Genomic DNA, 24,021 nt, shown 5'->3' on the forward strand with positions numbered 1-24,021 from the left:
GAGCGTGCCTCGTGAAACGCAAGTGGCTGAAGCGCGCGCTGCTGGCGCTGCTGGGAGTGGGCTTCGTCGCGGCGCTGGTGAATGCGTGGCGGCCCCGTCCGGTGGCGGTGGACGTGGAGGAGGTGACGCGGGAGCCGCTGTCGGTGACGGTGATGGAGCCGGGGAAGACGCGGGTGAGGGACCGCTACGTCATCTCCGCGCCGGTGGGTGGGAGGCTGGAGCGCGTGACGCTGCACCCGGGTGACGCCGTGTCGGCGGGACAGGTGGTGGCGGTGCTGGGCTCGCTGGAGCCGCCGCTGCTGGACACGAGGACCCGCGCGCAGGCGGACGCACAGGTGCGGGCGGCCCAGGCCGGCGTGCAGCAGGCGCGGGCGGCACTGGAGCGGGCGGAGACGGCGCTGGAGCAGACGCGGACGGAAGTTGCCCGGCAGAAGCAGCTCGCGGCGGCGGGGAGCATCAGCACGCAGGCGCTGGAGCGGGCGCTGTTCGAGGAGCGCGGCCGCGCGCAGGAGGTGGTGTCGTCCCGCTCGGCGGTGCGGGTGGCGGAGCAGCAGCTGGAGCTGGCGCGGGCGGCCCGCGGACGGCTGGACCGGCGGCCGGAGGACTCCGAGCGCATCGAGATTCGCGCGCCGGTGAAGGGCTGGGTGCTGAAGGTGATGCAGGAGAGCGAGGCGGCCGTGGCGCCCGGGACGCCGCTGCTGGAGCTGGGCGACCCCGAGGGCCTGGAGGTGGTGGTGGACGTGCTGAGCCAGGACGCGGTGCGCATCCAGCCGGGGGCGCCGGTGCGCATCGAGCACTGGGGTGGGGAGGCCCCCCTGAAGGGACGGGTGCGGCGCGTGGAGCCGTCGGCATTCACCCGCACCTCGGCGCTGGGCGTGGAAGAGCAACGGGTGAACGTGGTCATCGACCTGGAGGACCCGGTGGAGAAACGCGGCACGCTGGGCGACGGCTACCGGGTGGAGGCCCGCATCGCGCTGTGGCACGGGAACGACGTGGTGCAGGTGCCGGAGAGCGCGCTGTTCCGGAGCGCGGAAGGCTGGGCCGTGTTCGTCGCCGGGAGCGATGGGCGGATTCACGAGCGGCTGGTGAAGCCGGGCCAGCGCAACGGGCTGCGCGCGCAGGTGCTGGAGGGCTTGAAGCCCGGGGACCGGGTGGTGGTGCATCCCGGAGACGCGGTGCGCGACGGCGTGGACTACGCCGTGCGGCAGCCGGGGTGAGCGCCCCCGGATTCAGTGCTTGAGTCTGACGTAGCGTCAGGGTTCACACTGTCTCCGGCAGCCACACCGGGAGGGACACGTGCTGCGAATCGGTGAACTCGCCAGACGCGCCGGGCTGACGGTGAGGACGCTCCACCACTACGACGCCATCGGCCTGCTCAGGCCCTCCGCCCGCTCCGGCGGCGGCTACCGCCTCTACGGGCAGGCCGACATCACCCGGCTGCACGCCATCCAGTCGCTGCGCCACCTGGGACTGTCGCTGGAGGACATCGGGCGCCTGCTGGCCCAGGGTGGAGCCACGCTCCCCGCCATCCTGGAGCAGCAGATTCGCGCGCTCGACCGGCAAATCGAGCAGGCCATGCAGCTCCGCACGCGGCTGGGCCTGATTCAGGCCCAGGTGTCCGGCGGCCATGAGCCGGAGCCGGGCGACTGGCTGGCCACGCTCCGGTTGATGACCACGTGTGACAAGTACTTCAGCACCGAAGAGCTGAAGAAGATTCTCGGCAACTGGCGGGTTGCCGCCGCCGACATGGTACCGCTGATGGCGGACGTGCGCCGGGCCATGGAAAGAGGCGTGCCGGCCGACAGCCTGGAAGTGCAGCCGCTCGCCTACCGCTGGATGACGCTGGTGGGTACCTGGATGGAAGGGGACTTCGACCTCATCCGCCGCTGGGGCGACATGTACAGGCGCGAGCACTCGGCCATGAGCAACAAGGGCCCGGACCCGCGCATGGTCGCGTACATCGACCGGGCCATCGAGATTCGCCTGGCCGCGCTCGGCAGACATCTGAGCCTCGACGAGCTCAAGCGCCTGACGCGTATCCCTCGCGAGGAGTGGCAGCGCCTGTCCCAGAAGGCGGGTCAGCTGATGCGGCAGGACGTCCCGCCCCGCGACAAGCGGGCGCGGGCGCTCGCGCGGGAGTGGATGGGACTGATGGACCGCCTGGCGAACCATGAGCCCGAGCTCCGCGACAAGCTGCTGGCGGCCTACCGCGACGACCCGGTGCTGGCCGCCGCGTCGGTGCTCGAGGCACCGGTGCGGCAGTACCTGCAGCGCGCGGCGGAATCCCGCGCTTGACCCTGCCGTAGCGTCAGGGTCCAGGCTGCGTCCATTCCAAGGAGTAGAGGACCCATGCCCCCGAGCCGTACCGGCGCACCACGCGCCAGCTTGTTCCGAGACCGCGCCTTCGCCTGGATGCTGAGCGGTGCCTTCATCTCGATGCTGGGCGACCAGTTCACGTACATCGCCCTGCCCTGGCTGGTCCTCCAGCTGACCGGCGACACGCTGGTGCTGGGACTGGTGCTGGGGGTGATGAGCGTGCCGCGCGCGGTGTTCATGCTGGTGGGCGGCGCGCTGGTGGACCGCCACTCCCCCAAGCGGGTGCTGATGTGGACGAAACACGTGAGCACCGTGCTGCTCGTGGTGCTGGCCGCCCTGGTGTTCACGGGGAACCTCTCGCTGTGGGCGCTCTACCTGCTCGCGTTCAGCCTCGGGCTGGCGATGGCGTTCAGCATTCCGTCGAGCACCTCCCTGCTGCCGCACGTGGTGCCGGCGCAGCACCTCCAGGCCGCCAACAGCGCGCTGCTGGGCCTGCGCCAGCTCTCGCTGTTCGCGGGGCCGCTGCTGGCGGGGGGCCTCATCGTCACCTTCGGTGATGCGCACACCGGCCGGGTATCGGACGCGCGGGGCCTGGGCGCCGCCTTCCTGTTCGACGCCCTGAGCTTCGCCCTCTCGGCGTGGACCCTGTCGAAGGTGACGACCCTCGCTCCGGAGGGCACCGCCGGGGCTCCCGCGGGGCAGGCGGTGTTGCGCTCCGTGGCGCAGGGCCTGCGCTGGTGCTGGGACGACCGGGACCTGCGCACGTGCCTCCTCTACTGGTCCGCGGTCGCGCTGCTCATCACCGGGCCCATCCAGATTGCATTGCCGGTGCTCGCCAGCCAGCAGCCCGGGCTGGGCGCCGCGGCGTTCGGCGTGCTGATGGGCGCGCACGGCGCGGGCACGCTGGCGGGCATGGTGGCCGCCGGCGCCCGGCCGGGCGCGCGGGCGCGGAACCTCGGCACCACGTTGTTGCTGGTGGATGGGGTGATTGGCGCGCTGTTCATCCCCATGGGCCGCATCACCGCGCTGTGGCAGGGCGCCGCGCTGTTGCTGGCCATCGGCCTGCTGGGGGGCTTCATGCAGGTGGCCATCTTCACGTGGATTCAACGCCGCGTGCCACCCGCCATGCTGGGCCGCGCGATGAGCATCTTCATGTTCATCTTCATGGGCCTGGCGCCCATCTCGGCCGCGGTGACCGGCTGGGTGATGCGCGGCATGACGCTGGAGCGGCTCTTCGCGGCCACGGGCGGCTGCCTCGTGGTCTCCGTCGCGGTGGCGCTGGCCACGTCGCGCATCCGCCATATCTCGGATGCGCCCGAGCAGGCCTTCCGGTGAGCGCCGCGCTCAGTCCAGCAACTCCACCGCGTCCGCCCTGACGCCCAGCAGGGCGAAGCCGAAGTTCGCGAAGCTGTAGAGCGGCGGGTCTCCATCCGGGTTGTCCACGCCACCGCCATAGAAGCGCAGGCGCAGGTAGGGGGAGACGGTGGCGTCGTCATCCAGCGGCACGCCCAGGGTGAGCGCCGCGTCATAGAGCGCTCCACCGTCCGGGTCCGTGGGGTTGACGAGCCCGTCCACCTCCAGCGCGGCCCACAGCCACCGCGAGGGCTGCCAGGTCAGCCGCGTCTTCAGTGCGGGCACGGGACCGATGTCCGAATCGCGCGCGTAGAGCGCGCCGTCCTGCGAGCGCAGCTCAACCAGCGCCGAGCGTATCTGCAGGCTGACGCCCACGTCCCACTGGAGACGCTCGCGGTTGATGAGCCGGTACACGTAGCTGGCCCGGTAGCCATCGAAGGTATACGTGTGCTCCACCGGCGTGCCCGTGGGGAAGAGCGTATCGAGGAAGCGGATGTCCTTCGTCAGCGCGGCCCGGGTGGTGAGGGACAGCGGTGCGTAGAGGAGCACCACGCCATGGCGCTCGCCCAGCCGCGCCTCCACGGAAGCCCGCTTCGTGATGAAGAGGGGCTCGTCCTGGCCGATGTCCTCCTCCGAGTAGCGCGTGCCCTCGGCGCCGAAGCCCAGCTCATTGCGGAACACCTTCAGCGGCCCCGCCTCGACCTCGACGAAGAGCGCCTCCAGCGGGCCGTCGCCGGCCCGGGCCGCCAGCGGCGCCAGCAGGCAGCCCAGCAGCAGGACGCGGCGCCACCGGGTGGCGGGCGTATTCGCGGAAGCTTCGGTCAGGCCCATGGCGGAGCTCCTCGCGGCGGATGCCCCGCGAGGGGCCGTGCATGCGGCCTGGAGCGAGGGCTCCGGCCAGTCCGCCACGCACGCCACGCTAACGGCCCGGTGGGCCCGCGCCGGGCGAAAGTGCGGCGCCTTCATGCCGGTGAACACTCCCACCCGCCGGAAAGTCACTTGCCGGAACTTCGAGCCACGGCGGCCACCGGTTGCCCGGCATGACACACATCGGGAGCAGCGGGACAGAAGCCAGCCGCCCGACCCTGGGGAGGGGCAGACGCGCTCCGGCAGGGCCCGCCGGGACTTGTCATTCCCTCCGGGCCGCCCCACCGTGGTGGATACCTGTCCCCGCCAGCGGGAGGACGCAATGCCAGTCCCGGACAGCGAGCACCTCCCGGCGCGGGCCGTCCCCGGCCCGGAGGCTCCCCCCATCAACCGGCTCGTGGCCTCGCTCCGGGAGCCGCGCCGCTACCCACATCCCGCCGACCGCGTGGAGGTGCTCGAAACGCACATCTCCTACGTGCTGCTGGCGGGTGAGTATGCATACAAGCTGAAGAAGCCCCTGGACCTCGGCTTCCTCGACTACAGCTCGCTGGAGAAGCGGCGGGTGGCCTGCGAGGACGAGCTCCGGCTCAACCGCCGCACGACACCGGGGCTCTACCTCGACGTCGTTCCCATCGGCGGGACACCCGAGGAGCCGCGCCTGGGCGAGGCGCCCGCGTTCGAATACGCGGTGAAGATGCGGCGCTTCGAGCAGGACGCACAGCTCGACCGCGTGGTGGCGCGCCGGGCACTGACCGCCGGGCCACTGGAGATGCTGGCGCGCGACCTCGCGGACTTCCATGCGCGGGCCGCCGTCGCCGGGGACGCGCCCCCCCTGGGCCACCCCGAGCAGGTCCTCGCCTCCATGGAGCGGAACTTCTCGCAGCTCGAGGCGCTGGTGGACGCGGCCGAGGAGCGCGCGGCCCTGGAGCGCCTGCGCGAGTGGACCGAGCGGAACTACGCGAGGCTGCATGACACGCTCGCGGCACGGCGCGCGGCCGGGCGCGTGCGCGAGTGTCACGGCGACCTGCATCTGGCCAACCTCGTCCTGAGGGATGGGCGCATCGTCCCCTTCGACTGCATCGAGTTCAGCGCGGACCTGAGGTGGATTGACGTGATGAGCGAAATCGCCTTCCTGGTGATGGACCTCATCGACCATGGCGAGCGCGCGCTCGCGCACCGCTTCCTGGACGCCTACCTGGCGGAGACCGGCGACTACGAGGGACTCGCCGTGCTTCCCTTCCAGCTCGTGTATCGCGCCATGGTGCGGGCCCTGGTGACCTGCATCCGAGCACACCAGCCAGGACTCGACGTTCACGGCCGCACGCGCGCGGACGCGGAGCACCTGGACTACCTGCACCTGGCGGAGCGGCTGAGCACCCCAGGCCACCCCGCGCTCGTGCTGATGCACGGCCTGTCGGCTTCCGGGAAGAGCTGTACGGCGTCGCGGCTCGTCGAGCTCGCCGGGGCGATTCGCGTGCGCTCCGACATCGAGCGCAAGCGGCTTCATGGCCTGGCGTGGAACGCGGCCACCCGCTCCGGACTCGACGCCGGATTGTATGGCCCCGACGAGACCCGGCGGACCTACGCTCGCCTCACCGAGCTCGCGGGCGTGATTCTCGACGCGGGCTACATCGCGGTGCTCGACGCCACGTTCCTGCGCCGGGAGCAGCGCGAGAGCCTCGAGCGGCTCGCCGCCCTCCGGAGGGTGCCGTTCCTGCTCATCTCCTGCACGGCGGATGAGGCGACGCTGCGCCGGAGAATCGAAGCGCGGAGCGCCGCTGGAGCCGACCCCTCCGAGGCCACGCTCGAGGTGCTCGAGCGCCAGATTGCCACCCAGGAGCCTCTCACCGGCGCCGAGCGGCACCAGACCGCCGTCGTCGACACGTCTGTCCCGGGCGAGCAGTTCGAGAAGACCCTTGCGGCCCTGGCGGCGAAGCTCCAGGGCCAGGGCTGAAGGCCGGGTCAGAAGCTCGAGACGAAGCTGGCGTAATCGTACTGGACCTGGGTGGCGTAATCCGTGGCGATGGCACGCACGCGGGCGCGGAAGCCGGAATGGTCGCCGTCGGTGCGGGCGTGGACCTCACTGTCCACCGAGTACGGGAAGACGGTGGAGTCCCAGTCCTTGTCGGCGCGGGCGTGGTGGGTGGCGAGCACCTGGCCCCACTGCTCGGCCAGGTTCGTGAAGCGGGTGAGCGTGTTGAGCTCGGCGGAGGGGAAGGATTCCTTCCAGGGGGACACCTCCCGCACGACGTAGGAGAGCCCATCTGCCAGCGTCATCCAGCCGAGGTGGTCGTCCACGCGGTAGCCGAGCGCCTTGTACGCCTGCGCGGCGCGCACCGCCATGTCGCCGCCACACACGGAGGCCGTCAGGCTCACGGCGGACGAGGAGAGATGGGGCCAGGCGCTCGGGGTGCGCTGGGCCTTCACGTCGAGGATGCGGTCGTCGTCCTGCGAGGTGGTGGCTCCCTCGACGAGCACGTAGTAGCGGGTGGCGCCCAGCGAGCCGATGCCCGCGTGGAGCCGCTGCGCCACCCCCTTCACCGTGAAGTAACTGGAGGGCCACGTGCTCCCTCCGCTGAGCGTGGAGCGGTAGCTGGCCATGCGGGAGCGCAGGTCGCTGTCCACGGCGGAGCTCACCGGAGCGAGGTCCGGCCCGGCCGCGGTGTTGAACCGGCGGACGCCGCTGACCTTCGTCGTCCACTCGTCGAGCAGCTTCACCCGGCTGCCGCTGCTGGCCACCTCGGAGAGGAAGTCGTCGAGCAGGCCGTAGGTGTTGCTGGCGCGGAACTTCTTCGTCGTCTCTCCACTGTTGCCGGCGAAGCCGGCCATGGTGTCGAGGTAGGCCTCGGAGAAGGCGTCCACGATGGCGGCCTGGTCCGAGGCCGTGAACACGCCATTCTCACGGGCCGCGAGCACGAGGCTGATGGCCATGCGCCAGACGTCGAGCTGGTAGTCGCCAATGACGGCCTCGTCGAAGTCATTGAGACCGAAGACGATGTCGCCCTGGTCGTCGTCGAACGAGCCGGTGTTGTTGACGTGCATGTCCCCGCCCAGCCAGGTGCGCGTGTACGTGCCGCCCCCGTAGGTGGAGAGCTGCGAGGAGGTGCCGAGGTCCTTCCAGTACAGGTGGTTGCTGCCACGGAAGAAGGTGAAGGCGGACTCCTTCATCCGCGCGTACTTCTCGGCGCGGCCCTCGGGGGAGAGGCTGGCATTGAATGCGTCGAGCTCGGCCACCACGAAAGAGGTGCGGCTCTGGGCCGCGACCGCGTCGGCGGCGAAGAGCGCGAGCAGCGCGCTCACGAAGGCGGTGCGGAGCGTGTGGAGAGAAACCATGAACGGAGGGTAGCTCCACTCCACGTCTGGAGCGTGACGAATCCGTGACAGCGGCCCCGGGCTCAGGGCACCCGGCCCGCAGCCACCGCGCGGGGCTCGTGCCGGGACAGCCACTGACGCACCTCCCCGAGCGCATGCCGGCCGGACTCCCCCGCGGCCTCGAGCTCCGCGCGGGCCTTTCGAGCCCCGGCGAGCGCCTCCTCGCGCCGCCCCATCACCCACCACGCGCGAGCCAGCGCGAAGCGTGCCTCGGCGAGGTCCTGGGACGGCGCGGGAATCTCCTCCAGCAGCCGCAGGGCCCGCTCGAGGAGCGCCGCCGCCTCGGCGCCCTGCCCTCGCGCCAGATGCACCTCCGCCATCCCACGGAGCGGAGCGCTCGCGCTGGAGACCCGGTCCCTTCCCAGCTCGCGGTAGATGCGCAGGGCGCGCTCATGATGATTCCACGCCTCGTCCAGCCGGCCCTGGGCCCGGAGCACCTCGCCCATCTCCGTGAGGGAGAAGGCCACGTCGTCGTGCCGCTCACCGAAGGTCTTCAGCCGCACCTCCAGCGCGCGCCGGTGCCAGTCCCAGGCCTCCTTCTCCCGCCCCAGCCGGTGGAGCACGATGCCGATGTTGCAGGCGGCGAACGCGACGCTCGGGTGCTCCTTCCCCAGCGCCTTCTCCTTGATGGCCAGCGAGCGCTCGAAGTAGCCGAGCGCCTCCTCGTCCTGATGGAGGAGGAAGGCGAGCACGCCCAGTCCGTTGAGGGTGAGCCCCACCTCCGCGTGCTCCGGCCCCAGCGCCCGCTCGCGGATGGCCAGGGCCCGCAGCAGAAACGGCCGGGACTCCTCCAGGCGTCCCATCTCCGTCAACGCGATGGCCAGGTGGTTGGCGGAGGTGGCCACGTCCGGGTGCTCCGGCCCCAGCACGCGCTCGCGCAGGGCCAGGGAGCGCTCCTGCAGCGAGAGCGCCGTGGGCAGATCATCCATCTCGCGGGCGAGGGTGCCCAGCATGTGCAGCGAGGCGGCCACGTCGGGATGCTCCGGCCCGAGGAGCTTCTCCCGCAGGGCAAGGGACCGCTGGGACACGTCGCGCGCCTCGGCGTAGCGGGCCTGTGAGCGCAGGACGATGGCCATCGTGTGGAGCGTCTGGGCCAGGTCCACGTGCTCGGGGCCGAGCTCCTGCTGCTGCAGGGCCAGCGTGCGCTCCAGGTGCTGGAGCGCCTCCACGGGTTTCCCCGCGCGCCAGAAGAGCTGGCCCACGTACATCGACAGCTCCTGCTCCAGCCGGGCCGGCCTGCCGAGCGAGTCGAGCACCGCCTCGGCGTGGCGGGCGTGGCGCTGCCCCTCCTCGATGCGGCCCTGCTGCACTCCCACCATGTTGACGAGCCAGGTCCACGCCGTGGCCACCAGCTCGCGCTGCCGCGAGCGCTCGGCCGCCAGCACTGCCTCATGGAGGCTCTGCTCGGCGGCTCTCGCGTCGCCCGCGAGCCCCCGCAGCATGCCGAACCACAGCAGGGCCTCGGCCTGGAGCGGCGAGCCCGGCGCGGCCCGCTCGGAGGCTTCACGCGCCAGCTCCGCGCCCTGGGCATACCGCCCCGCGCCGCGCAGCACCCGCGCACGCGCCACCTGGGCGCGCAGGGCCGGGGACTCGGCCTCGGTCTGCCTGCCCGGGCCGGTGAGGGCCGCCGCTTCCGGGCCACACTGCGAAACGGGGACGAGCGACCGCACGGCCTGCACCGCGCTGCGGGCGACCTCCTCGTCCGCGCTCGCGAACAGGTCCCCCAGGGCCAGCAGCTCGTCACGCCGGCGCTCCAGACAGACGCCCCGCTGGCGGTACTGCTCCTCCGGCTGCTCCGCGCGCACGCGCGTGGCCTCGCAGTTGCCGCGCACCTCCGAAGCCCAGGCGCCGGCGTACGCGTCCAGCAGCGGTCCGGCCCGCGTCCAGGCCTCCGCCGCGAAGGGCTTGGAGACAGCGGCGAAGGCCCGGGCCGCCGCGTCCTGGCGGGCCCCGTCCCACAGGCCCTCCAGGCTCGCGGCCTCGGCGCACGCCCGTGCTTCATGGTGCTCGCGTACGTACGGGACGAGTCCCACCCCGGCGAGCACGGCCAGCGCGAGTCCGGCGATGCCGAGCCGGCGCGTGCGCGAGACGCCCACCGCCTGCGCCAGCTCCTGGAGCAGCGCGTCCATGGAGGGATGGCGCTCCCGGGGCTCCAGGGAGAGGCCACGCAGCAGCGCGCGCCGGACCCGCATGGGGACCCGGACGTCTCTCGGCGCCGGAGGCGGCTCGCCGAAGCCCTCGTCGAAGGGGCGGCTCCCGTAGAGGGCCTCGTGCAGCGACACGCAGAAGGCGAACTGGTCGGCGCGCGCATCCGCCAGCCTGCCCGCCAGCACCTCCGGTGCCTGGTAGCCCCGGGTGCCCGCCACCACGCTCCGCCGGGAGCCTGTCTCGTTGGGATTCGCGGTGTCGTCGGGAGGGGCCACCCCCGGGTCCGCCTCCCGCAGGGCGAGCCCGAAGTCCGTCACCCTCACCCGCCCATCCGTGCCGAGCAGGACGTTGTCGGGCTTGAAGTCGCGGTGCACGAGCCCCGCGGCGTGCGCGGCCGCCAGCCCCCGCCCCGCCTGGATGAGGACCTGGAGCGTGTCGCGCCAGGAGCGGGGGGACGCCTTCAGCCAGTCGCGCAGCGTGCCGCCGTCGACGAACTCCATCGCCAGGAACACCTGGTCCAGGTAGCCGCCGGTGTCATGGACGGAGACGACGTGGGGATGGGAGACGCGTGCGAGCGCCTGCGCCTCCTGGAGGAGCCGCTGCTGGAGCGCGGCCCCCGTTCCCTTCCCCTGCGCGTCCGTGCGCACGAGCTTGAGCGCCACCTTGCGGTCGAGCTTCGGGTCATACGCCGCGTACACCACCCCCATCCCGCCAGAGCCCACCGGCTCCAGCACGACGTAGCGCCCCACGCTCGTGCCCCGCATCAGCGCGCGTGGCACCGGCCGGGGCGCCAGGTCCGACGTCTCCGATGCGTCCGCCGCCGTCGAGTTCAGGCCGTCCATGTCTCCTCGTCCGGGCAGAGTCCCACGCTCGAAGGCTGACACGCGTGTGTCATCACGTGTCAGCCGGAGGATGCCACGCGCCACCGTGGCGTCTTCCGCAAACGTGCTGAACTCCTGGCATTCCCCCTCCACGCGCACGGTACGGCGGCTGGCACATCGGTTGCCAATACGGGGACCGACTCACCCTTCCCCCTCACCCAAGTCCACACCTGGGAGGTTGTATGCGCTCTTGGAGACCCCGCCCTGGCGCGGGATTCGCGCTGCTTCTCGCATTCCTGCTTCTCGCCCTGCTTCCGTCGCGGGCCGCCGCGCAGCAGACCACCGTGCTGCAGCTCGGGACGCCGAGCCTGTCCGCCCAGCCCGGCCAGTCCGTCACCCTGGCGATGCGGTTCAACGCCGTGCCCATGGCCGAGGACTACAGCGTCTTCATCCACTTCATCGACGCCAACGGCGTGAATCACGCCCCGTCCGGCACCGACCACCTGCCGCCGACGCCCACGTCCCAGTGGAGCGGCGCCATCACCTACAACCGCACGGTGACCCTGCCCAGTTCCATGCCGAGGGGCACCTATTCCATCCGCGTCGGCCTCTTCCAGAACCACTCGCCGTGGGACCGCGTCCCCCTGGCCATGGGGAGCGGCGTCACCGTCGACAATCAGCTCCGCTACACCGTGGGGACGCTCAACGTGGGCACCCAGTCCTCCACCACCACGGTGCTCCAGCTCTCCAGCCCGAGCCTGTCCGCGCAGCCCGGACAGACGGTGACGCTGGGCATGCGCTTCAACGCCGTGCCCATGGCGCAGGACTACTACGTCTTCGTGCACTTCGTGGACGCCAACGGCGTGCAGCACTCCTCACTCAACGCCGACCACCTGCCGCCGGTGGGTACCTCCGCGTGGAGCGGCTCGGTGGCCTACAACGTCAGCAAGACGCTCCCTTCCACCCTCGCGACGGGCACGTACACCCTCCGCGTGGGGCTCTACTCCATGGCCGACCCGATGAATCGCATTCCACTCATCGCCGGCAGCGGCGTCACCGTGGACGGGGAGACGCGCTACACCGTCGGCACGCTCACCGTGACGGGCGGCACCACCACCTCCGGCGGGCCTCGGGGCCAGGATGCGAACGCCTACGTGCTGACGTTCTCCGACGAGTTCGACAGCGGCTTCAACACCAGCAAGTGGAACGACCACCTCTGGTACGAGTCCTCCAACCCGACCCTCAACTACAAGGTCAGCAACGGCTCGCTGAAAATCTGGCCGCAGCGTGACGCCAGCGGGAACTTCTTCAACCGCACCATCGACACGGACGGGAAGTTCTCCCAGACGTACGGCTACTTCGAGATGGAGGCGAAGCTGCCCATCGGCAAGGGCGTCTGGCCCGCCTTCTGGCTGTATGCGCACCCCGCGGACGCCCGCCCGGAAATCGACATCATGGAAGCCTACCCCGGCGGTGGCCCCGACTCGTGGTGGGGTGACGCCAACCTGCACCCGGTCAACTACGGGCTGACGCTGCACAAGGCCAACGCGGACTACTCGTACCACGAGGTCCCCTATGCGACGAAGCTGCGGGACTTCTCGCCCTACGGCAACGGGGTGGACCTGTCCGCCGCCTTCCACACGTACGGCGTGAAGTGGGAGCCGTCCGGCATCACCTTCTACTTCGACGGCCAGCAGCTCGGGCCGAAGTACCAGGACACCGCCGGCTACTACAACCGGCCCATGTACGTCCTCCTGGACCTCTGGTTCGGCAGCGCGAGCGGCACGCCCGACAACACCACCCCCACGGGCGAGGGCAACTCGTTCGAGGTCCGGTACGTCCGGGTCTGGCGGTTCAAGTAGGCTGTCGCCCGGGAGCAGGCCCCGCCATGGTGGGCGGGGCCACCCGGGACTCGATGCGGACAGGACTCGAAACACAGGAGGACAGCCGCGCGCAGCGGGCCAGGCCGGAGCCCCCACGGCCCGGCCTCGTCTTCATCTTCTCCGGGGGCGCGCCCCTGTTCCGTCCGGTGCCGCTCGAAGGCGGCCGGCTCGCGCTGGGCCGTGAGGACGCGGGCGGCCAGCCGCTGCCGGACGAGCGCCTCTCTCGCCAGCATGCCGAGGTGCGCCGCGAGGACTCCCGCTGGTTCATCGAGGACCTGGGCAGCCGCAACGGCACGTACGTGGACGGGGAGCAGGTGGTGGGCCGCCGCGCCTTCTCCTCCCCCCGCGTGCTGCGGCTGGGCAACACGCTGGCCCTCTTCCACGAGGACGTGCGGCGGCTGGCCGGCGCCGAGGTCGTCGTGGGCCCGGACTCGGTGCGTGGGCCCGGCTTCGGCGCCGTGCTGGAGCAGGTGGCCTCGGCCGCCGCGGCCCGGGAGACGCTGCTCATCACCGGTGAGAGTGGCACCGGCAAGGAGTTGGCCGCGCGGGCCTACCACCAGTCGGGCCCCAACGTGCGGGGACGCTTCGTCGACATCAACTGCGCCGCCGTGCCCGCCAGCGTGGCCGAGCGGCTCCTCTTCGGCTCGCGGCGAGGCGCCTACTCGGGCGCGGAGGCGGACACGGAGGGCTACGTCCAGGCCGCCGACAAGGGTGTCCTCTTCCTCGACGAGGTGGCGGAGCTGTCACCCGAGGTCCAGGCCAAGCTGCTGCGCGTGCTGGAGACACGCGAGGTGCTGGCGCTGGGAGCGTCCCGGGCCCTGCCGGTGGACGTGCGCGTCTGCTCCGCCACACACAAGGACCTGCGCGCCGCGGTGGCCGCCGGCCAGTTCCGCGCGGACCTCTATTACCGGTTGGCCCAGGCCGAGGTGCGGCTGCCTCCGCTGCGCGAGCGGCTGGAGGACGTGCCCTGGCTGCTGGCACATGCGCTGAGAGGTTCACCTTCCGCCCCGGCCCTGCATGCCACCTACGTGGAGGCCTGCCTGTCGCGCCCCTGGCCCGGCAACGTGCGCGAGTTGCTGGGTGAGGCCCGCCGCGCGGCCCGCGATGCCACCGCGTCGGGGAGCCGCTCGCTGCGGGCCGAGCACCTGGATGTGGAGGCGGGCCTGCCCCTGGTGACGCCTCCCCCGTCCACGGCCTCGGCGCCACCGGACCGCGCCACGGTGGAGGCCACGCTGGCCGAGCACGGGGGCAACATCAGCGCCGCGGCACGCGCGCTCGGGATGCACCGCACCCAGCTCTACCGGCTGATGCAGCGCTGGGGAGTGGGAGGCCCGTAACCCGCTCCGGGGGCCACTTCGGGATGGAGGGATGGAGGGAGTAGTATCCCCGCGTGGCGTGGCCGCCCCCCGGCGTCCGCCACACGCAAATCGTGCGCACACGCGCGGGGAGGACACATGGGCAAGAAGATCCTGATGCTGGTCGGTGACTTCGGCGAGGACTACGAAATCATGGTGCCGTTCCAGGCACTTCAGATGGTGGGCCACACGGTCCATGCGGTGTGTCCGGGCAAGAAGGCGGGAGAGAAGATCCGCACCGCCATCCACGACTTCGAGGGAGACCAGACGTACAGCGAGAAGCGCGGGCACGACTTCGCCTTGAACGAGACCTTCGACTCGGTGGATTCGACCGGGTACGACGCGCTGGTCATCTCGGGTGGGCGTGCGCCCGAGTACCTCCGGCTCAATCGGAAGGTCATCGAAATCGTCCGGCAGTTCGCCGAGGCCCGGAAGCCCATCGCGGCGGTGTGCCATGGCGCGCAAATCCTCACCGCGGCGGATGTCATCCGCGGGAAGAAGATCTCCGCCTATCCGGCGGTGGCTCCGGAGGTACGTGCGGCGGGCGGCGAGTACGCCGACATCCCCATCGACGCCGCGGTGGTGGACGGCAACTTCGTCACCTCGCCGGCGTGGCCGGCCCATGTGGACTGGCTCGCGAAGTTCCTGACGGTCCTCGGTACCCGCATCACCCACTGAGGAGACGTCGTGCTCAGCGCCAAGGCCCCCGGACTCGACCTGCCCACGCGAGAGGACCCGGTGCAACCCGTTCCGCCGGCGGAGGGGCTTCCGGACGCCCTCGCGCGGGCGGTGGGCGACTCCGCGCGTGTCCTCACCCGGCCCCTCGACGTGGTGGCCTACGCGAGCGACGCGAGCGTCTACCGGCTCGTCCCGCGAGCCGTGGTCCAGCCCCGGTCCGAGGCCGAGATTCAGGCGCTCTTCGCGCTATCCCACGCACGGAACGTCCCCATGACGTTCCGTGCCGCCGGCACGAGCCTGTCGGGTCAGGCCGTGACGGATGGCATCCTCGTGGATGTCTCGAAGCACTGGTCGCGCATCGAGGTGCTCGACGAAGGGCGCCGGGTGCGCGTGCAGCCGGGCGCCATCGGGGGCCACGTCAACGCGAGGCTCCGCGCCCGGGGCCGCCGCATCGGCCCGGACCCGGCCTCCATCGATAGCTGCATGATGGGAGGCATTCTCGCGAACAACGCGAGCGGCATGTGCTGCGGTGTCCGGGAGAACGCCTACCATACGCTGGACTCCCTCCGCTTCGTCCTCCCGAGCGGACTCGTGGTCGACACGGCCTCCCCGGACGCCGGTGAGCTGCTGCGCCAGCGGGAGCCCGCGCTCTTCCAGGGCCTGCTCTCCCTCGGGCGGCGCATCGAGGGCGACGCGCGGCTCGCCGCGCGGATTCGCGAGAAGTACCGCATCAAGAACACCACGGGTTACGGGCTCAACGCGTTCCTCGACTTCGACCGGCCCGAGCAGTTCCTCGCGCACCTGCTCATCGGCTCGGAGGGGACGCTCGCGTTCATCTCCGAGGCGGTGCTGCACACCCTCCCGGAGTACCGGGTGAAGCGCACCGGGCTCCTCCTGTTCCGCGGCGCCGCGGACGCGTTCGCGGCCGTGGCCCCGCTCGAGCGCTCGGGGGCGCGGGCCATCGAGTTCATGGACGACGCCTGCCTGCGTACGGTGGACGCCCCGCCGGGCCTCGGAGTGGACCTGCGCGCACTCCCGCCCGGCGCCGCCGCGCTGCTCGTGGAGTACCAGTGCGAGACGGAGGAGGAGCTCGCCGTGCTGCGCGAGGCCGAGGCGGAGCTGCTCGCGCGGCTGGAGCTGCTGTCGCCGGCGCGATTCACCGAGGACGCCGGCGAGCGCGCCGCGCTCTGGAAGGTCCGCAAGGGGCTCTTCCCCGCGGTGGGCGCCACCAAGCGCTCGGGGGAGGCCGTCATCATCGAGGACGTCGCCTTCCCGCTCCCACGCCTGACGGCGGCCACGGCGGAGCTCAAGGCGCTCTTCGCCGAACACGGCTACGGCGGCGCCATCCTCTTCGGCCACGCGAAGGACGGGAACTGCCACTTCGTCATCACCCAGTCCTTCAACGACGCACGGGAGACGGCCCGCTACGAGCGCTTCATGGCCGCCGTCGTCGCGCTGGTCGTCCGCCATGACGGCTCGCTCAAGGCCGAGCACGGGACGGGGCGCAACATGGCGCCCTTCGTGGAAGCCGAGTGGGGCCGAGATGCGGTCACCCTCATGCGGGAGCTCAAGGCGCTCGTGGACCCGAGGGGCCTGCTCAACCCCGGAGTCCTCCTCAACGACGACCCACGTGCGCACGTGATGCACCTCAAGAGCCTGCCCACCGTGGAGCAGGAGGTGGACCGCTGCATCGAGTGCGGCTTCTGCGAGCCGGTGTGTCCGAGCCGCAGCCTGACGCTCACCCCGCGGCAGCGCATCGCGGTCCGCCGGGAGATGGCGCGGCTGCGGACGCACGGCGGGGACGACGCGGCGCTGGCCTCGCTGCATGGGGACTTCCAGTACGCGGGGCTCGACACCTGCGCGGCGGACGGGCTCTGCGCCACGGCCTGCCCGGTGAAGATAGACACCGGAGGCCTCGTGAAGCGCCTGCGCGGCGAGCAGCACTCCGCGCGGGCCCGGGCGGTGGCGCGCTGGGTCGCGGGCCGCTTCGGCCTGTTCGAACGGATGGCCCGGTGGGGCGTGCGCACCGGCCATGTCGCGGAGCGGCTGCTCGGAGCCGGGCGCCTCCGCGCCCTGTCGCGCTTCGCGGAGCGGCTCGTCGGAGCGCGCCTGCCCGGATGGAGCGATGCGATTCCTCGCGTGCCGCGCCGGGCCCTGCCATCGGGCGGCCCGCGCGACGCCGAGGCCGTCTACGTGCCCGCGTGCCTGTCCCGCATCATGGGGCAGCCGCGCACCCAGCAGCGCTCCCTCTCCGAGGTGCTGCTGCTGCTCGCCGAGCGCGCGGGCGCGCGTGTGTGGGTGCCGGACGGCTGCCAGGGCCAGTGCTGCGGATTGCCCTTCGGCTCGAAGGGCTTCACCGAGGCGCATGCGCTGATGCTCGAGCGGCTGGTGGAGCGCCTCTGGGCCTGGAGCGACGAGGGACGGCGCCCCATCGTGCTGGATGCCACCTCGTGCCTCCAGTCGATGAAGGCCTCCGCGGGACTGCTCCAGGGAGAGGCGAAGCGCCGCCTGCTCGCGCTGCGGCTGGTGGACGCCATGGAGTTCGTGCGGGACACGCTCCTGCCCCGGCTCCAGGTCCACCGCCTGGAGCGGCGCGTGGTGCTCCACCCCACTTGCGCCGCGCGCAAGCTGGACCTGGTGGACACGATGCGCGGCGTCGCCGAGCGGTGTGCCACGCATGTGGAGGTGCCGCTGAGCCTCGGGTGCTGCGCCATGGCCGGAGACCGGGGCCTCCTCCACCCCGAGCTCACCGGCTCGGCCGTCGCCCCCGAGCGGGCGGAGGTGCTCGCGGGGGCCTTCGAGGGCCACTACTCCAGCAACCTCACATGTGAGGTGGGCATGACGCAGGCCACGGGCGTGGCCTACACCTCGCTGCTCTACCTGGTGGAGGAGGCCACGCGCCCTGGACGGTGAGCATGAGCCGGGCCTTCCGCGTCACCGGGCGGCGGGCCTGGAGCGTCCTCGCGAGCCCCTGGCGGCGGCCCTCCGGGGCTTCTCGGGTTCACCGGGCCGATAGAGCGGCATCCCCGGGCTGCGCACGTACTCGAAGATGAGCGAGGTCTCCAGGTGGGCCACCTCGGGACGGGTGGTGAAGGCGTCCATGCCCAGGTCCCTCAAATGGTCCGCGTCCCGCACCGCCACGTGGATGAGGAAGTCGTTCGCTCCGGCCACGTGGTAGACGGCCAGCACCTCGGGCAGCGAGAGCGTGTGGCGGCGGAACGCCTCCAGCGTCTCCCGCGAGTGCTGCCGCAGCCGCACCGCAATCATCGCCTGGAGGCCGATTCCCACGGCGCGCGGGTCCACCTCGGCATGGAACGACTTGAGCACGCCCGCCTCTCGCAGCCGCCCCACCCGCGCGAGGCAGCTCGACTGCGCGAGCCCCACCTCCGCCGCCAGCTCCTTGTTCGAGAGCCGAGCATTCTTCTGCAATGCCTCCAGGATGGCGAAGTCGATTCGGTCCAGCCCGGCTTCCACCGTGGATTTCCGCACTCTATTCGATGTCCTTCGCATGACCCGAACCGTAATCCTTCCCGTCCCCCGGTCGCAGGAGGAACTTCGGATGAAGCAGCTCGGTTTCGAGACGCGTGCGGTCCACTCAGGCCGTGAGGACCTGACCCAGCTCGGCGTCCATGTGCCACCCATCGACCTCTCCACCACCTATCCCGTGGGCAGCATCGGGAGCATCGGTGAGTGCTTCGACGCCCTCGCCCACGGCGGCCCCCTGCGCGACAACCCCATCTACGCCCGGCTGCACAACCCCACCGTGGTCCGCTTCGAGAAGGCGCTCGCGGCGCTGGAGGGCGCCGAGGAGTCGGTGGCCTTCGGCTCGGGCATGGCCGCGCTGACGGCGGTGCTGCTCGCGGCGCGCCAGGGCGGAACGCACGTGGTCGCCTGCCGTCCCGTCTACGGAGGAACGGACCACCTGCTGGCCAGTGGCCTGCTGGGCATGGAGGTGACGTGGACGCATCCCCACCACGTCGCCAAGGCCATCCGCCCGGACACCGTGCTCGTCATCATCGAGACCCCGGCCAATCCCACGCTGGCGCTCATCGACATCGCCCGCGTGGCGGCCCAGGCCGGCGGCGTTCCGGTGCTGGTGGACTCCACGTTCGCCACGCCCGTGCTCCTGCAGCCGCTCGTCCACGGCGCGGCGCTGGTGCTGCACAGCGCGACCAAGTTCCTCGGCGGACATGGCGACGTCATGGGCGGCGTGGTGGCCACGAACGCGGCCTGGGCGGCGCGGCTGCGCCAGGTGCGCATCGCCACGGGCGGCGTGCTCCACCCCGAGGCGGGCTACATGCTGCACCGGGGCCTTGCGACGCTCCCCATCCGCGTCCGGGAGGCCCAGCGGGGCGCCGCCTTCCTCGCGGAGCGGCTCGCCTCGCACCCCGCCGTGTCCCGCGTCTGGTACCCGGGGCTCGCCGGGGGAGACCCCGAGGGCCTCATCGGCCGGCAGATGAAGGGGCCGGGCAGCCTCCTCTCCTTCGAGCTGGCCGGCGGTGCGCGCGCGGCGGGCCGGGTGATGGAGCGGCTGGAGCTGCTCACACCGGCGGTCAGCCTCGGCTCGGTGGACACGCTCATCCAGCACCCCGCGAGCCTCACGCACCGCGTGGTGGATGCGAAGGACCGCGAGGCCGGCGGCATCTCCGAGGGAATGCTCCGGGTCAGCGTGGGCCTGGAGAACCCGGAGGATTTGTGGGCGGACCTCCAGCGGGCGCTGGACGGGCTGGTGTCACTGGAGCGGCTGGCCGGGTAGGCCGGGCACTCACCGCGTGCCTTCGAGCAGCGGCGGCCCGAGCCGGAGGACGAGCCGCTCCTCGATTCCCGCCAGCGCGCTGCCCCGGGGCCGGCCCGCGGGCTCGGCGGCCAGGGCCGTGCGGGCGGCCGCCTCGAAGCCCAGCCGGGGCGGATGTCCGGTGAGGGCGTAGTAGCGCGCGTCGCGGGGCAGCAGGTCCCCCGTCAGTCCCCGCACCAGCTCGCGGGCCACCGGGAAGTCCGCCCGCGTCACCAGCCGCAGCCAGAGCGAGGACAGCCGCGGGGTGAGGAACGGCACGTCCACCATCACCACCCGCCGGCCGTACAGCCGCGCGGTGCGCTGCAGGATGTCACGCCCGCTGAGGCACTCCGGTCCGGGAATGTCGAACCAGGCGCTCGCCGGGAGCGGGATGTCGAGCGCATCCGTGAGCGCCTGCACGGCGTCCTCCAGGGCGATGGGACAGCTCCGCGTCTTCATCCACGCCGGGAGGACCATGAGCGGCAGCCGCAGCGCGAGGTCGCGGCAGATCTGCCACGAGGTGCTGCCGGGGCCGATGATCATGGACGCGCGCAGCTCCACCACGGGCACCCGGCCGGAGCGCAGGATGTCCCCCACCTCCAGCCGGCTCGCCAGGTGCGGCGAGGGCGTCTCCCGGGGCGCCACACCGCCCAGGTAGACGATGCGCCGCAGCCCGGCCGATTCCGCGGCGCGAACAAAGGCCCTGGCGCTCCGCCGCTCGAGCGCCCGGAAATCCTCATGGGCCGCCCCCATGCTGTGGACCAGGTAGTACGCCGCGTCCATGCCCTCGAGCGCCGGCCCGAGCTGCTCCTCCTGGAGCACGTCGCACCGCACCCAGTGCTCCCTCGGCGAGAAGGGAGCGTCCGTCCGGCGGCGGGAGGCCGCGCGCAGCTCGTGGCCCCGCGCGAGCAGGGCCGGCCGCAGCGCACGCCCCACGAAGCCCGTGGCCCCGGTGACCAACACTCGCTCGAAGCGCTCACCCATCCTGGGAGAAAGCTACGGATGCGGGAACCCTTTACCGCGCTGGCAGGCTCGCGGGCCCTGCCCGGGGCGGTCCCTCATGAGCGGGGGGCTTGTCACCCGCAGTGAAACCCTGCCAGCCTGCGCGCCTCCCTTGCTCGGAGGCGTACAACACGATGAAGCGACTGCTGATGACGCTTGTGGTGGGGCTGGTGATGGGCGCGTGTGGTGGTGTGATGACGGGTGATGAGCCGGCGGCGGAAGGGGCGCCACTGGGGCAGACGGAGCAGGCCTATCGCTGTGGCTTCTGCGGCGACGGCTACTGCTGTCCCGAGATTGAGACGAGCGCCACCTGCCCGAACGACTGCGGGCAGCCCTTCTGCGGCGATGGTGTCTGCAACACCAACGAGTCCAGCGCCACCTGCTCCGCCGACTGCGGCCCCGTGCCCGTCTGCGGCGACGGCGTCTGCAATGGCGGGGAGACCAGCACCACCTGCTCCGCTGACTGCGTGCCCCAGCCCGTCTGCGGCGACGGCGTCTGCGGCACGGGGGAGAGCAACCTGAGCTGCCCCGCCGACTGCCCCTGCAGCCTGGGGAAGTGCTGGTAGACGCGCCCCCCACCGCATGCCTCCTGACATTCCAGTGCCGTCAGGAGGCATGTCGATCTCACGGCCCGTGATTCGTCGTCGGCATGGAGGCGAGATTTCCAACCCCAGGAGGCCACCATGCAAGGCAGGTTCCAGCGAATCACTCCCTTCCTCTGGTTCGACACCCAGGCGGAGGAGGCGGCGCGGTTCTACACGTCCATCTTCAACAATTCCCGCATCACCCGTACCACCCGCTACGACAGTATGAGCGCGAAGGCGGCGGGCCGGCCGGAAGGCCTGGTGATGACCGTCGCCTTCGAGCTCGACGGCCAGCAGTTCACGGCGTTGAACGGCGGTCCGCAGTTCCGCTTCAACGAGGCGCTCTCGCTCGTCGTCAACTGCGAGACACAGGCCGAGGTGGACCACTACTGGAACCGCCTGTCCGAGGGCGGCGACGCGAAGGCGCAGCAATGCGGCTGGCTGAAGGACCGGTTCGGCGTGTCCTGGCAGGTCGTGCCCACGCTGCTGGTCGAGCTGTTGAGCGACCCCGACCCGAACAAGTCCCGCAGGGCCATGGAGGCGATGCTGCCGATGAAGAAAATCGACCTGGAGGCGCTGCGCCGCGCGGTGGCGTGAGCCGCCGCGCACGCCTGTTTGTGTCATGGCGCGGGGACGAGCGGACACAGCCCCGGAGAGAACAGGTCGCGGCATGTCGTGCTCACCGGGCACGGCATGCCATCTCAATCTCACCAGGGCGCCCGGGAATGTAGGTCACGCCACAGTGAGTACCTTCGGGGCAGGGTTGGTGCTGGCAGTTCTCTCCACGGATGCGGGCGCACACCGATATCCCCCGCTCGAAGCGCACACACTCCTGTCCTGGCTCGCAGGCGAGCCCCTCACAGGTCGGAAGACAGGACGCACCCTCGCTACCGTCCGCGCAGAATGAGCCTTCAGGGCACGACCCCAGCGTACCGGCCTGGCAAGAGCGGCCACAGTAGCCGTTGTTGCAAAGGAACCCCTCTCGGCAGACCATCTCGCGCGTGAACGTGAACGAAGGGAAGCAGGGGGCGCCCTCTCCCGCCAGTCCCTGGACGACACAGAGGCGCACCAGCGGTCCTCGGCCTCGGCCCCGCAGCGCCTTGCATGTAAATCCCTCGGCGCACTGAAGATCCGTCTGGCACTCGCTGGCCATGCAAATTGCCTGGCCTCGCGAGAAAGTCAGGCACCCCAGTGGGGGCTCGCAGTCCTCCGCTTCCTGACAGGGACGCTCATGGGTGAGGAGCGCCCGGCGCTCGTCGAGCGTCAGGACGGGACTCACGGCCGTCATGTCCCAGGCCACGCCCCGCTCCTCGGGCCAGACCCGGCCCGCGCCAACAGCGAGCACGAGCGGGAGCGGAAGCAGCAGTCCCGCGAGAGTCGCCAGGAAGGGCTGCCATCTCACCTGCAATCCCAGCCGCATGTCTGCTCGTCCGCGCCTTCGGGCCTCGTGCAAGCCCACTTCCAGGCCTGACCTGGAGGACACTCCTGTTCCTGGGCATCCTTCGTATCCTTCCGTGCGGCGCGGTCCAGGAATCCCTCGCGCATGTGGTCGTGCGGGCAACCTGTTCCGACCGAGAGAAATGCCGCGGACATGACAGCGTGGCGCCAGCGCATGAGTCCCCCCGGGCCGTGGCAGTCACCAGAGTAGCGCCAACCAGGGCTCGCCCACCTACAGGGGCGCCGTGAATGCTCGACACTGAACCCGAGCCCTGTCTCGCGAGCCACTGCACAAGAAGCAACGCGGAGACCTGCGCGGCGGCCGCGCCCGCCGCGTACATCCGCCAGCGCCTCGACCGACCAGTCCCGGGCCCGGGAGAACGCCGCCGCCTTCAACCAGGCCCGGCCTCTCGTGGACTACGGCGTGTAGATTTCCACGCCGACCAGCCGCAGCCCCTTCTCATCGAAGTAGCGCTGGCCGTCATCCGCGAAGTCCGCGAGGTTGTTCGACGCGAACAGGCGGTTGGCCCAGCTCCCACCCCGGGCAATGCCGGCCCAGCACCGGATGCCGAGGGCGTCCTTGTACGTGAGGACGTCCACCAGCCGCAGGCCCCGCTCGTCGAACAACCTCTGCGTCTCCTTGAGGAAGTCGCTCCAGGTGAGGTCGGCGACGAAGCGGTTGGCCCAGTCACCCGAGCGGCAGATGCCCGCCCAGCGCCGCTGGCCATGGTCCAGGTACCTCTTGAGCTGGGTGAGGCGAAGCCCCTGCTCGTCGAACAGCTTCTGCGTCTCGTCGAGGAACGCCTGCCGCGTGAGGCCCTGGAGGTAGCGGTTCGCATACGTGCCCGAGGCCGCGATGCCCACCGCGTGGGGCGTCAGCGCGTCCGTCGCCTGCGACACGGGGGCCCTGCGGTAGGGCCAGATGGCGGCCTGGGTGCCCGGCAGGCCCTGCTTCGACACCTTGACCCATGGGCCGGTGCGGTTCGGCATGCTCACGGCCGTCTGGTCGATGACGTGGATGTCGTGGAACGGAAGCGGACGCGGCGGGCCGCCCCAGGGCTTCGTCGCCTGGAGACAGTGGATGTGCAGGTGCGGGTTCGTGGAGTTGCCCGAGTTGCCCGCCAGTCCCAGGAAGTCGCCCGCCTTCACGGCCGCGCCCACCTGCATCAGCTTCGGGTTGAGCGAGCCGGTCTGGAAGTGTGCGTAGAGCATCAGCTCGTCGCCGTGCTGGATGTAGAAGTGGTTGCCCTCCACCGGGTTGGGCGTGGGGTCCTGCTTCCCCATCTTCGTGTTCTCCGCCATGGTGTTGAGGAAGGCCACCACGGTGCCGTCCGCCATGGCGTAGCATTGGGCGCTGCCATGGATTCCCCCCGGGGAGTGAGTCGTGAGGCCGGCCCGTGAGCCGGCCTCCGCAAAACGGCCCCCGTGGGG

General features: G+C 71.3%; 17 protein-coding genes. 11 read left to right on the top strand and 6 right to left on the bottom strand.

From position 1 onward, the window contains the following. Positions 1–11 precede the first annotated feature (11 nt). The 3 genes from K8638_RS29785 (at position 12) to K8638_RS29795 (ending at position 3,651) form a co-directional block, all read left to right on the top strand. On the top strand, positions 12–1,217 hold the full coding sequence (locus K8638_RS29785) for an efflux RND transporter periplasmic adaptor subunit (protein WP_223758056.1): 1,206 nt from the start codon (positions 12–14) through the stop codon (positions 1,215–1,217). A 79-nt stretch (positions 1,218–1,296) separates the two neighbouring features. Further along, a complete protein-coding gene (locus tag K8638_RS29790) occupies positions 1,297–2,295 on the top strand; it encodes a MerR family transcriptional regulator (RefSeq protein WP_223758057.1) in 999 nt (332 codons plus the stop codon). A gap of 54 nt (positions 2,296–2,349) precedes the next feature. Next, on the top strand, positions 2,350–3,651 hold the full coding sequence (locus K8638_RS29795) for an MFS transporter (protein WP_223758058.1): 1,302 nt from the start codon (positions 2,350–2,352) through the stop codon (positions 3,649–3,651). Positions 3,652–3,660: 9 nt separating this feature from the next. On the opposite strand, the gene K8638_RS29800 is transcribed toward K8638_RS29795, so the two are convergent. Continuing rightward, on the bottom strand, positions 3,661–4,500 hold the full coding sequence (locus tag K8638_RS29800; RefSeq protein ID WP_223758059.1) for a hypothetical protein: 840 nt from the start codon (positions 4,498–4,500) through the stop codon (positions 3,661–3,663). Positions 4,501–4,858: 358 nt separating this feature from the next. Between K8638_RS29800 and K8638_RS29805 the strand changes: the two genes are divergently transcribed. Beyond that, on the top strand, positions 4,859–6,490 hold the full coding sequence (locus tag K8638_RS29805; RefSeq protein WP_223758060.1) for a bifunctional aminoglycoside phosphotransferase/ATP-binding protein: 1,632 nt from the start codon (positions 4,859–4,861) through the stop codon (positions 6,488–6,490). 8 nt (positions 6,491–6,498) lie between these two features. Here the strand turns inward: K8638_RS29805 and K8638_RS29810 are convergent, their stop codons facing one another. Both K8638_RS29810 and K8638_RS29815 read right to left on the bottom strand, forming a co-directional pair. Next, a complete protein-coding gene (locus K8638_RS29810; protein WP_223758061.1) occupies positions 6,499–7,869 on the bottom strand; it encodes a DUF2252 domain-containing protein in 1,371 nt (456 codons plus the stop codon). A 62-nt stretch (positions 7,870–7,931) separates the two neighbouring features. After that, on the bottom strand, positions 7,932–10,898 hold the full coding sequence (locus tag K8638_RS29815; protein ID WP_223758062.1) for a serine/threonine-protein kinase: 2,967 nt from the start codon (positions 10,896–10,898) through the stop codon (positions 7,932–7,934). Positions 10,899–11,119: 221 nt separating this feature from the next. Here K8638_RS29815 and K8638_RS29820 point away from each other — a divergent pair, with 221 nt between their 5' ends. From K8638_RS29820 to K8638_RS29835, 4 genes are all read left to right on the top strand, one after another. Then, positions 11,120–12,739, top strand: a complete 1,620-nt coding sequence (locus K8638_RS29820) for a family 16 glycosylhydrolase (protein ID WP_223758063.1) — start codon at positions 11,120–11,122, stop codon at positions 12,737–12,739. 26 nt (positions 12,740–12,765) lie between these two features. Then, positions 12,766–14,097: a sigma 54-interacting transcriptional regulator gene (locus K8638_RS29825; RefSeq protein WP_223758064.1), complete on the top strand. Its 1,332-nt coding sequence runs from the start codon at positions 12,766–12,768 to the stop codon at positions 14,095–14,097. Positions 14,098–14,214: 117 nt separating this feature from the next. After that, entirely contained in the window at positions 14,215–14,793 is a 579-nt protein-coding gene (locus tag K8638_RS29830; protein ID WP_223758065.1) for a DJ-1/PfpI family protein, read from the top strand. Between the two features lie 9 nt (positions 14,794–14,802). Next, positions 14,803–17,706 (top strand): FAD-binding and (Fe-S)-binding domain-containing protein, encoded by a 2,904-nt coding sequence (locus tag K8638_RS29835; RefSeq protein ID WP_223758066.1) that lies wholly within the window; start codon positions 14,803–14,805, stop codon positions 17,704–17,706. Between the two features lie 21 nt (positions 17,707–17,727). Here K8638_RS29835 and K8638_RS29840 read toward each other — a convergent pair whose 3' ends face one another. Beyond that, entirely contained in the window at positions 17,728–18,282 is a 555-nt protein-coding gene (locus tag K8638_RS29840; protein WP_223758067.1) for an Lrp/AsnC family transcriptional regulator, read from the bottom strand. A gap of 70 nt (positions 18,283–18,352) precedes the next feature. Between K8638_RS29840 and K8638_RS29845 the strand changes: the two genes are divergently transcribed. Continuing rightward, positions 18,353–19,549, top strand: coding sequence for a PLP-dependent aspartate aminotransferase family protein (locus K8638_RS29845; protein WP_223758068.1), 1,197 nt, complete (start codon positions 18,353–18,355; stop codon positions 19,547–19,549). A gap of 9 nt (positions 19,550–19,558) precedes the next feature. Here K8638_RS29845 and K8638_RS29850 read toward each other — a convergent pair whose 3' ends face one another. Next, positions 19,559–20,551, bottom strand: a complete 993-nt coding sequence (locus tag K8638_RS29850; protein WP_223758069.1) for an NAD(P)H-binding protein — start codon at positions 20,549–20,551, stop codon at positions 19,559–19,561. A 152-nt stretch (positions 20,552–20,703) separates the two neighbouring features. Here K8638_RS29850 and K8638_RS29855 point away from each other — a divergent pair, with 152 nt between their 5' ends. Next, complete coding sequence (locus K8638_RS29855; protein ID WP_223758070.1) at positions 20,704–21,135, top strand: tenascin-X; 432 nt, start codon at positions 20,704–20,706, stop codon at positions 21,133–21,135. 117 nt (positions 21,136–21,252) lie between these two features. Beyond that, complete coding sequence (locus K8638_RS29860; RefSeq protein ID WP_223758071.1) at positions 21,253–21,750, top strand: VOC family protein; 498 nt, start codon at positions 21,253–21,255, stop codon at positions 21,748–21,750. A gap of 1,257 nt (positions 21,751–23,007) precedes the next feature. Here the strand turns inward: K8638_RS29860 and K8638_RS29865 are convergent. Then, positions 23,008–23,928, bottom strand: coding sequence for a peptidoglycan DD-metalloendopeptidase family protein (locus K8638_RS29865; RefSeq protein WP_225937694.1), 921 nt, complete (start codon positions 23,926–23,928; stop codon positions 23,008–23,010). Positions 23,929–24,021 lie beyond the last annotated feature (93 nt).

It is taken from the genome of Myxococcus sp. RHSTA-1-4, assembly GCF_020037125.1.
Lineage (GTDB): Bacteria > Myxococcota > Myxococcia > Myxococcales > Myxococcaceae > Myxococcus.

Coding starts and splice junctions, on each gene's coding strand:
- K8638_RS29815 (WP_223758062.1), bottom strand. CDS start 10,898: ATGGACGGCCTGAACTCGACGGCGGCGGACGCATCGGAGACGTCGGAC.
- K8638_RS29830 (WP_223758065.1), top strand. CDS start 14,215: ATGGGCAAGAAGATCCTGATGCTGGTCGGTGACTTCGGCGAGGACTAC.
- K8638_RS29795 (WP_223758058.1), top strand. CDS start 2,350: ATGCCCCCGAGCCGTACCGGCGCACCACGCGCCAGCTTGTTCCGAGAC.
- K8638_RS29845 (WP_223758068.1), top strand. CDS start 18,353: ATGAAGCAGCTCGGTTTCGAGACGCGTGCGGTCCACTCAGGCCGTGAG.
- K8638_RS29805 (WP_223758060.1), top strand. CDS start 4,859: ATGCCAGTCCCGGACAGCGAGCACCTCCCGGCGCGGGCCGTCCCCGGC.
- K8638_RS29800 (WP_223758059.1), bottom strand. CDS start 4,500: ATGGGCCTGACCGAAGCTTCCGCGAATACGCCCGCCACCCGGTGGCGC.
- K8638_RS29865 (WP_225937694.1), bottom strand. CDS start 23,928: ATGGCGGACGGCACCGTGGTGGCCTTCCTCAACACCATGGCGGAGAAC.
- K8638_RS29820 (WP_223758063.1), top strand. CDS start 11,120: ATGCGCTCTTGGAGACCCCGCCCTGGCGCGGGATTCGCGCTGCTTCTC.
- K8638_RS29860 (WP_223758071.1), top strand. CDS start 21,253: ATGCAAGGCAGGTTCCAGCGAATCACTCCCTTCCTCTGGTTCGACACC.
- K8638_RS29810 (WP_223758061.1), bottom strand. CDS start 7,869: ATGGTTTCTCTCCACACGCTCCGCACCGCCTTCGTGAGCGCGCTGCTC.
- K8638_RS29825 (WP_223758064.1), top strand. CDS start 12,766: ATGGTGGGCGGGGCCACCCGGGACTCGATGCGGACAGGACTCGAAACA.
- K8638_RS29850 (WP_223758069.1), bottom strand. CDS start 20,551: ATGGGTGAGCGCTTCGAGCGAGTGTTGGTCACCGGGGCCACGGGCTTC.
- K8638_RS29855 (WP_223758070.1), top strand. CDS start 20,704: ATGAAGCGACTGCTGATGACGCTTGTGGTGGGGCTGGTGATGGGCGCG.